This window comes from Microcoleus sp. C2D2 (assembly GCF_036702495.1).
Taxonomy (GTDB): domain Bacteria; phylum Cyanobacteriota; class Cyanobacteriia; order Cyanobacteriales; family Microcoleaceae; genus Microcoleus.
In genome coordinates this window covers 1-9,020 of record NZ_JAUBTO010000223.1, presented here as the reverse complement: position 1 = coordinate 9,020, position 9,020 = coordinate 1, and the positions used below count along the sequence as shown (strand labels likewise).

At 46.4% G+C, this 9,020-nt stretch carries 9 protein-coding genes; all 9 read left to right on the top strand.

Annotation, left to right across the window (positions count from 1 at the left end):
- Nucleotides 1–354 precede the first annotated feature (354 nt).
- The 9 genes from QUB61_RS35835 (at nucleotide 355) to QUB61_RS35810 (ending at nucleotide 8,961) form a co-directional block, all read left to right on the top strand.
- Nucleotides 355–2,340, top strand: coding sequence for a PatA/PatG family cyanobactin maturation protease (locus QUB61_RS35835; RefSeq protein ID WP_333135786.1), 1,986 nt, complete (start codon nucleotides 355–357; stop codon nucleotides 2,338–2,340).
- A 408-nt stretch (nucleotides 2,341–2,748) separates the two neighbouring features.
- Nucleotides 2,749–2,964 carry a cyanobactin biosynthesis system PatB/AcyB/McaB family protein gene (locus QUB61_RS35830; protein WP_333135788.1) on the top strand — a complete coding sequence of 72 codons (216 nt, stop codon included), beginning with the start codon at nucleotides 2,749–2,751 and terminating at the stop codon, nucleotides 2,962–2,964.
- A 280-nt stretch (nucleotides 2,965–3,244) separates the two neighbouring features.
- The gene (locus QUB61_RS35825; RefSeq protein WP_333135790.1) at nucleotides 3,245–4,756 is read left to right on the top strand and encodes a LamG-like jellyroll fold domain-containing protein; all 1,512 of its coding nucleotides are present in this window, start codon (nucleotides 3,245–3,247) and stop codon (nucleotides 4,754–4,756) included.
- A gap of 331 nt (nucleotides 4,757–5,087) precedes the next feature.
- Complete coding sequence (locus tag QUB61_RS35820; protein ID WP_333135792.1) at nucleotides 5,088–5,294, top strand: type II toxin-antitoxin system HicB family antitoxin; 207 nt, start codon at nucleotides 5,088–5,090, stop codon at nucleotides 5,292–5,294.
- A gap of 253 nt (nucleotides 5,295–5,547) precedes the next feature.
- Entirely contained in the window at nucleotides 5,548–5,700 is a 153-nt protein-coding gene (locus QUB61_RS40285) for an anacyclamide/piricyclamide family prenylated cyclic peptide (protein ID WP_445300317.1), read from the top strand.
- A 633-nt stretch (nucleotides 5,701–6,333) separates the two neighbouring features.
- Complete coding sequence (locus QUB61_RS35815; RefSeq protein ID WP_333135794.1) at nucleotides 6,334–6,474, top strand: anacyclamide/piricyclamide family prenylated cyclic peptide; 141 nt, start codon at nucleotides 6,334–6,336, stop codon at nucleotides 6,472–6,474.
- A 647-nt stretch (nucleotides 6,475–7,121) separates the two neighbouring features.
- Nucleotides 7,122–7,265 carry an anacyclamide/piricyclamide family prenylated cyclic peptide gene (locus QUB61_RS40280; RefSeq protein ID WP_445300318.1) on the top strand — a complete coding sequence of 48 codons (144 nt, stop codon included), beginning with the start codon at nucleotides 7,122–7,124 and terminating at the stop codon, nucleotides 7,263–7,265.
- A gap of 759 nt (nucleotides 7,266–8,024) precedes the next feature.
- Nucleotides 8,025–8,171, top strand: a complete 147-nt coding sequence (locus QUB61_RS40275; protein ID WP_445300319.1) for an anacyclamide/piricyclamide family prenylated cyclic peptide — start codon at nucleotides 8,025–8,027, stop codon at nucleotides 8,169–8,171.
- A gap of 643 nt (nucleotides 8,172–8,814) precedes the next feature.
- Nucleotides 8,815–8,961 (top strand): anacyclamide/piricyclamide family prenylated cyclic peptide, encoded by a 147-nt coding sequence (locus tag QUB61_RS35810; RefSeq protein ID WP_333135796.1) that lies wholly within the window; start codon nucleotides 8,815–8,817, stop codon nucleotides 8,959–8,961.
- Nucleotides 8,962–9,020 lie beyond the last annotated feature (59 nt).

Genomic DNA, 9,020 nt, shown 5'->3' with positions numbered 1-9,020 from the left:
GTTATTTTTTCTTGTGGGATGGGCCGAAGAGCCCGTCCCATCAATTGAGGAAAAGGATTTTTGCAAGAGGTCTAATAAAATCGAGTCAACTCTCAACTCTCAACTCTCAACTCTCAACTCTCAACTCTCAACTCTCAACTCTCAACAATCACGGACGGTGCAACCGGAATTGATATAAAAGACAAAATTTAGGTTTTTTATTGGATGGCGGGACCACCAATAAAAAACTTTACAAAAATTAAAATTAATTGTTACAAAACGAAATGTTTGTGAATACAAATTTACTTAGTATTGTTTGAAAGCTTCTGTTATGGACGCTTGAGACGCTCTCAGCCAAAGGATTTTATAAATTTAATGGCCGATGTAATCCAAATCCCTGGAATTCAAAGCCTTTGGGAAAAAACTGCCGGTGATTCCCAAGTTTGTGTAGCGGTACTAGATGGCTTAGTAGACCAGGCTCACGCTTGTTTTGCCGGAGCCAACCTCCAACGGCTACCCACATTGGTGCAGGAAGAACTATCTTCCACCGGTGCCATGTCTCTGCACGGTACCCACGTTGCCAGCATCATCTTCGGGCAACACGGCTCAGAAATACCCGGAATTGCCCCTAAATGCCGGGGATTAATCGTTCCCATCTTTTCCGACAACCGTTCTAGGGTTTCTCAGCTAGATATAGCGCGTGCGATCGAAAGTGCTGTCAATGCCGGTGCTCACATTATTAACATCAGCGGCGGTCAACTGACCGAAATAGGCGAAGCCGAAGGCTGGCTCGAAAAAGCCGTGCAACTGTGCAACGACAACAACGTTTTAATCGTGGCTGCTGCAGGGAACGACGGTTGCAATTGCTTGCACGTACCTGCTGCACTCCCGGCAGTTTTGGCAGTCGGAGCAATGGACGATCGAGGTCGGCCTCTAAATTTTAGTAACTGGGGGGAAACCTACAAGGATCAAGGTATTCTAGCCCCCGGAGAAAACATCCTAGGAGCAAAGCCCGGAGGAGGCACTACCCGACTTAGCGGCACCAGCTTTGCCACCCCCGTTATTTCCGGCGTGGCTGCTTTGTTGCTCAGTCTGCAAATTAGGCTGGGACAAAAGCCCGATCCGAGCAAAGTGCGGGAGGCCATTTTAAAAAGTGCCTTACCCTGCGATGCCGACACAGAAAGTGCAGACCGCTGTCTAGTTGGCAGGCTCAATGTTTTGGGTGCAACTTATTTAATACAAGGAGGAAAAATGTCAGAGGAATTAGAAGGCGTCGAAGCTGCTGGCTGCGGTTGCGAAGGAATAACTCAAACAGTTTTAGAAGAAACCGTACAAGCCCAAGAGCAACTACAAGAAAGCTTAGAAAGCGCAGTGCTTTCTTCAACATCTCTCCCGCCCACCCCCGAATCTCTACTAACTTCCACACAAATTCGTTCATCTAGCAGCCCAAGCAATTCTATTATGAGCAACAACCGACGCACCGGCATCGCCCCCAGCCAAGCACCCAGCGAACTCGAAGATGTCCAGCTTGTCTACGCTTTGGGAACATTGGGTTACGACTTCGGCAGCGAGGCGAGGCGCGACTCGTTCAAGCAACTGATGCCCGCCTATGAAATTGACACTACCACTGTGCCGGCTAATCCTTACGACGCCCGCCAGATGGCAGACTATCTCGAACAAAACCCCTCAGAGGCGAAGTCTTTAATTTGGACGCTCAACCTGGAACTGACACCCATTTACGCCATTGAGCCCGTCGGCGCTTTTGGTCGCGACGTGTACGGCCTTTTGCAAGAATTTTTGGCAGGCCAAGTAGAGGCGGAAGACAGTGAAGACTATGTGGAACGAGTCAGCATTCCGGGGATTCTGAGCGGAAAAACCGTTAAACTGTTCTCCGGGCAAGTAGTGCCGGTGATTGAACCGCACAACACGCGAGGAATTTACAGTTGGAAAGTTAATACCCTCGTCACCGCGGCTTTAGAAACGGTACGGACCACGGCAACAGAGGCGACCGAAGAAACGATGCGCCGCACCCTCGGCAGTTTCCTCAACCGCATTTACTACGATTTGCGGAACTTAGGTACCACTTCCCAAGACCGGGCGCTAAATTTTGCTGCTACTAACGCTTTCCAAGCTGCTTCTACCTTCGCCGAAGCAGTGGCGACAGGCATGGAACTCGATAGCATTAACGTAGAAAAAAGCCCGTTCTGTCGGCTTGACAGCGATTGCTGGGATGTTAAATTGAAGTTTTTCGACCCAGAAAATAGCCGCCGCGCTAAGAAAGTTTACCGCTTTACTATTGATGTTAGCGATATCATCCCGGTAACGCTGGGCGAGGTGCGTTCTTGGTCTACTCCTTACTAATTTTGGAGGTAATGTCACTAACCCCAGCCTAAAGGCATGGGGCAAGAAAGAGGAAGACTCACCACCTTCTTAATTTGAGACTAAAACAGTGTCTAGCCGGAGTCTTTGAGACAAACTGAATTATCTGGTGGTGGTACACCGAACGATGTTACTGGATGCCTCCCTAGTCTGTAACCTCTCTGATAGTCAGTGGCGAAGGGATATACACACACGGGCTTACCGCCACTTGTTATGCGTACAGGTAGAAAGCACTCGATCCGTAACTGTCCGGGTTAAAGGCGAATACAAAACGTCGAACGTCGTTAGTATATCCAAGGCGGTAACAAGCATTCATCGGGGGAGAATTCCTCCCCCCCCATCCAATGTAAAGCCGTCCTAAAAGGACGGGGTTTCAAACCCATATTTCTGATGAAGCTGCCTAATTTATCGGCTCCTGTGAAAAGACCGGAATTAATTCACCCCCACCGATCGCTTGATGTGGTCAACGGTCGATCGGAAGATTTGGTTGACATTCGCATCGATTTGATGCACGGGGCAAATTACAATGACCCGGCGGCCTTTGCTTACCGCAGCTATCCAAAGCTTAAAAGTTCTAGCTGTGGCTGCGGGCGGGGCAGGCGGTAAAAACCACTTTTCTCCTCTTTTTAGCCAAAAATAACGGCTGATTTTTCAACTAAAAAGTTTAGATATGAATTGGGAAACTTGGCCCAATACGGTTCAGTTAAGATCGATCTCCCCTAGCCCCCCTTAAAAAGGGGGGGACAAGAACTTACTCAAAGTCCCCCTTCTTAAGGGGGATTTAGGGGGATCTCCAAGGAATAAATATTTTTAACTGAACCGTATTGAAACTTGGCATCCAGATCCAATTCATATCTAAACTCTGAAGCCAGCAGGAATCAAAGTGATGACTAATCTCCTAAATAACAGCCGACCAGTTCTGACCTTTGACGGAGTAGAGAGTTATGTTGCCCTCCCCCATATTTCCTGCGATTTAGGCAACAACTTTACGGTAGAAGCTTGGGTGAAAACTAAAACAACTAAGGGGGTGCAAAGGATATTTTCGGAGCATCCTGCTTGGGGTTTTGGTTTATTTAACAGCCAGCTCCGATTCACGGTTTATAAGAGAAAAAATTACAACACTACCTCAGCTAAGCTTGTAGCAGGCACTTGGTTTCATCTAGCGCTGGTGTTTGAAGCTAACAGCAAGCTTCACTTTTACGTCAATGGTGAACTCGTGCAGACTTTTGTCGGCAGCCGGCGGTCAAAATCAAGCAGCATTAGTTGGGAAATTGGCAGGAAAAATCCTCAAGGTGCAGAATCTTGGAAAGGTCAACTTTCTGAAGTCCGCATCTGGAATAAATGCCGCATTCAAGCAGAACTTCAAGCTGATATGTCCCGCTGTTTAGCAGGGAATGAATTGGGACTAGCAGGCTATTGGCCTTTAAATGAAGGTACGGGCAATACAGTTTGCGACAAAACTCAAAATGCTAATCACGGAACCGTTCATCAGGCAACTTGGGAGTTGTCTGAGGTTCCCGTCCTCGCCGCAGTAATTGAAACACAGGAGATGGTTACTATGACTAATGCGAATGCTCCACAAGAACGCTTGCAAACAGTGCTGAATTTTGACGGCATTGATGACAAGATTGATATTGATTATGCCAAGGAAATCAATCCCGCTACGTTCACGATTGAGGCGTGGGTGATGTTCGTTGGGGGCGGTGGATACCGCTCAGTATTAATGTCGCGGGATGGGTCGGATGTGAATGGTTGCAAGGGCTATATGTTCTATGCGACTCCCTCCCAGAAATGGGAGTTTTGGCTGGGTACTGGCGAGGTGGGAGAGGGTTGGATTGTTCTGGGTGGACCGGATATTGAGATTAATTCTTGGGTACATTTGACGGGGGTGTACGAGGGAAAATCTGATACAGCTTATTTCTATGTCAACGGCCAGGAAGTGAGCAAGCGAGAGAATGTCAAGTTTAAAGCCAATACTAAACGTCCCTTCCGTATTGGTGCGGGGAACACGGAGCAACCGGGTTACGGAGATTATTTTTTTAATGGGAAAATTGCCGAGATTCGTCTGTGGAATAAAGTCCGCACCCCTAAGGACATTCAATCGAAATTAGTTCACCGTTTAAAAGGCGATGAAACGGGGTTAGTGGGGTATTGGCCGCTGGCGGAAGGGTCAGGAAGTTTGGCGCGAGAGAAAGCCAAAAAACCTCAAAATGGCAAGATTTACGGTGATGCTGTTTGGGGCCAGTCGATGATGCCAATTATTGATGCGCCAGACGCGAAAGAGCATTTGTTAAATTCGACTGGATTGGAAGACTACGGTTATTGGTGGAAGAAGCTATCCGAGGGGCAAGCAGATAAGCCAAAGGTTCCTTTCCGTCGGGGCCGGATTTGGTCTTGAATGGGTTTGAGAAGGCGTCGCTTCTGAATTTTGTGGAGAGGCGCTCTTCCATTTTGGGTTTCACTAATGCGAGCACTTTGGTTGCTTTGATATACTACACAATATGCCCAATGCCCAAAAAAGTTAGAGAATTGAAACAGATGTTGCAGAAAGCAGGATTTATACTGTTGCCTAAACGTGGGAAGGGTAGTCATTCCTACTGGAATCATTCACTTTTGTCAAACCCCGTAGTCCTTTCTGGCAAAGATGGCAATGATGCAAAACCTTACTAGGAAAAAGATGTAACAGCAGCACTCGAAGAACTGGAGCAGTTAGAGCAAGGGGATGAATTATGAAATATAGCATTTTAATTCAATGGTCTGAGGAAGATCGGGCGTATGTTGCTACTTTACCCGAATGGGGGAAATACACTCGCACACACGGAGAAACTTATGAAGAAGCACTTGAGAATGCTAAGGAAGTTTTAGAAGATATGGTGTACGCATATAATCAAACAGGTAAACTTTTACCAAAGCCACAGACGCTACAAGTCGCCTAATTATCAAAATTTCTTTGGTGCTTTTGAGACAGGGTTGAGCTTTAAACCTGGCAGTGTTCCTGCGAAAAACTCAATAAAAAGTGCGAAAAAACATTCCGAAAAAGACTTGACTATTTTTGATGAAGTGTTAATCTCATTAATAGAAAAGCAGGTGAGAGTCGAGACGCCTCACCTAACCCAGAGAGGGAAGAGTGAGGCGAAAAATGACGCTCGCCAGGCGAGGAAAATCTAGCCAAAATTCAAGGAGAAATGTATGAAGAAATCTTTGCGGCCCCAAATAGTTGCACCCGTGCAACGCCAAACCACTGCCACAACAACCAGCACTGGCGTGGGGGTGGGTGCACTGACATATTGTGACATTGCCACCCGGCAATGCACTCCTTTTGCGGGAGAGGACGCGGAGTAATCAGCCAAATTCTAGCACTCACCTCAAAAAAGGTCAAAACTCTTTTTCCACCTCATGCTTGCGCTTGTTCGCCTAGGCGGTGAATTGACGCACAACCATTGTCAGGAGAGTGGTTTTCCTACCTTCGCACGGGGTTTGGAAGAATTGGATTTTTTGGGGTGGGTAGTTGAACCAATAAAAATGGTGAGTGAAGTGCGATCGCTCTCGCGATTAACTCGGACAAATTCTTAAAAGCTCAATACGGGAAAAAAATGGCTCTCGCTTGTTAATTAATCCGCCAAGCGAGAGTTCTTGTCATCCCGGACAAATTATTAAAACCTCAATATGGGAATAAAAGGGATCTCGCTTTTTAATTAGTCTGCAAGACATTCTCGCTTCAATTTATCACAATTATTTCTTGTGGTTGGGTTGAGCTTTAAACCAGCCTATATTTAATGCAAAAAAAACCGAAAATTGGCTCCTAAAACTTATCACAAACAGCTTGACGAGTGTGAGAGTTAGTATTAATATAAAAAGTAGAAACGGGCGTGAGAGTGGCGACGCCAAAACCCGACCCCCCGAGGGAGGAATAAGGCGAAAAGCCACGCCACGCCGAGTCGCGAAAAAAAAGCCAAAATTAAGGAGAAAGAAAAAATGAAGAAATCTTTGCGCCCCCAAATTGTTGCACCCGTGCAACGCGAAACCACTGCCACTAGCACCAGCACATCACCGGGGTTGGTGGCCTCTCTGATTGGCTTGGCGTATAATCCTTTTGCAGGAGAGGACGCGGAGTAATCAGCCAAATTATAGCACTCACCTCAAAAAAGGTCAAAACTCTTTTTCCACCTCATATTAGCTCTGTTCGCCTCTCGGAATTGACGCACAACCCTTGTCAGTTCTAGGTTGGACGATACCTGGCACGGGGGGGTGAAAAACAGGACTTGGATTTTTTGGGGTGGGTGGTTGAATCAATAAAAATGGTGAGTGAAGTGCGATCGCTCTTGTAGTACGATCGCTCTTGTGAACCCGGACAAATTATTAAAATGCTCAATACGGGTATAAAAGGGATTTCGCTTTTTAATTAATCCGCCAAGCGAGCGATCGTTCTTAACCCGGACAAATTATTAAAAGCTCAATACCGGAATAAAAGGGCTCTCGCTTTTTAATTAGTCTGCTTCCCATTCTCGCTTCAATTGATGGCGATTATTTCTTGTGGTTGGGTTGAGCTTTAAACCAGCCTATATTTTATGCAAAAAAAACCGAAAATCGCTTAATAAAAGTTATCAAAAACAGCTTGAATTTGTGAGAGTTAGTGTTAATATTAAACTAGAAACGGGCGTGAGAGTGGCGACGCCAAAACCCGACCCCCCGAGGGAGGAATAAGGCGAAAGCCCACACCAATTCGAGTCGCGAAAAAAAAGCCAAAATTCAAGGAGAAACGTATGAAGAAATCTTTGCGGCCCCAAATTGTTGCACCCGTGCAACGCGAAACCACTGCCACTACCACCAGCACTGGCGTTGTCGGGGTTGGTGCATGTTTAAAAACCGCACCTTTTAATCCTTTTGCGGGAGACGGGGCGGAGTAATCACCCAAATTCTAGCACTCACCTCAAAAAAAGTCAAAACTCTTTTTCCACCTCACTTGGTGCTCTGTTCGCCTCTCGGAATTGACGCACAACCCTTGTGAGTTCAAGGTTGGACGATACCTGGCACGGGGTTCGGGGCTGGGAACAGGACTTGAATTTTTTGGGGTGGGTAGTTGAACTTTTACTCTTACCCTCTGGATGAACCCCGCCGAGTAGCTTGCTACCAAGCGTGGCACTTGGTTGGGTTCTTCTCCTTGGGTTTGTACTTTTGGCAAAAACCTTTGTACTTCAAGGCACATTCTTCCAAGCTGTTCCCGGCGTCGCAAAAAAGCCGGATGCCATTGAGTTAACCCATCATCGGTTAAGCGTTCGTAAAAGGGATCTCGCTTTTTAATTAATCCGCCAAGCTCACGCTCTTAACCCGGACAAATTATTAAAACCTCAATACGGGAATAAAAGGAATCTCGCTTTTTAATTAGTCTGCTTGCCATTCTCGCTTCAATTGGAATCCGGATTATTTCTTGTGGTTGGGTTGAGCTTTAAACCCGCCTATATTTTATGCAAAAAAAACCGAAAATCGCTTAATAAAAATTATCATGCAACAGCTTGACGAGTGTGAGAGTTAGTGTTAATAATAAAACTAGAAACGGGCGTGAGAGTGGCGACGCCAAAACCCGACCCCCCGAGGGAGGAATAAGGCGAAAGGAGCCGCGACGCGAGCCGCGAAAAAAAACAAGCCCAAATTCAACGAGAAATACAATGAAGAAATCTTTGCGCCCCCAACAAGCTGCCCCTGTGCAACGCGAAACCACTGCCACTAGCACAGCAAGCACACCGAGCACCGGGTGGGCCCGGGCTTCAATGGAACCTAAATATTATCCTTTTGCGGGAGAGGACGCGGAATAATCACCCAAATTCTAGCACTCACCTCAAAAAAAGTCAAAACTCTTTTTCTACCTCATATGGCGCTCTGTTCGCCTCTCGGAATTGACGCACAACCATTGTCAGTTCAAGGTTGGACGATACCTGGCACGGGGTTCGGAAGACTTGGATTTTTTGGGGTGGGTAGTTGAACCAATAAAAATGGTGAGTGTAGTGCGATCGCTCTTGTAGTACGATCGCTCTTAACCCGGACAAATTATTAAAAGCTCTATACCGGCAAAAAAGAGATCTCGCTTTTTAATTAATCCGCCAAGCGATCGCTCGCTATTAACCCGGACAAATTATTAAAACCTCAATACCGGAATAAAAGGGCTCTCGCTTTTTAATTAGTCTGCTTGCCATTCTCGCTTCAATTAATCGCTATTATTTCTTGTGGTTGGGTTGAGCTTTAAACCAGCCTATATTTAATGCGAAAAAAAACCGAAAATCGCTTAAAAAAACTTATCAAAAACAGCTTGACGAGAGTGAGAGTTAGTGTTAATAATAAAACTAGAAACGGGCGTGAGAGTGGCGACGCCAAAACCCGACCCCCCGAGGGAGGAATAAGGCGAAAAGCCACGCCACGCCGAGTCGCGAAAAAAAAGCCAAAATTAAGGAGAAAGAAAAAATGAAGAAATCTTTGCGCCCCCAAATTGTTGCACCCGTGCAACGCGAAACCACTGCCACTAGCACCAGCACATCACCGGGGTTGGGTGCCAGTTACGTCCAGTCAATTGGAATTTTTAATCCTTTTGCAGGAGAGGACGCGGAGTAATCACCCAAATTCTAGCACTCACCTCAAAAAAAGTCAAAACTCTTTTTCCACCTCACTTG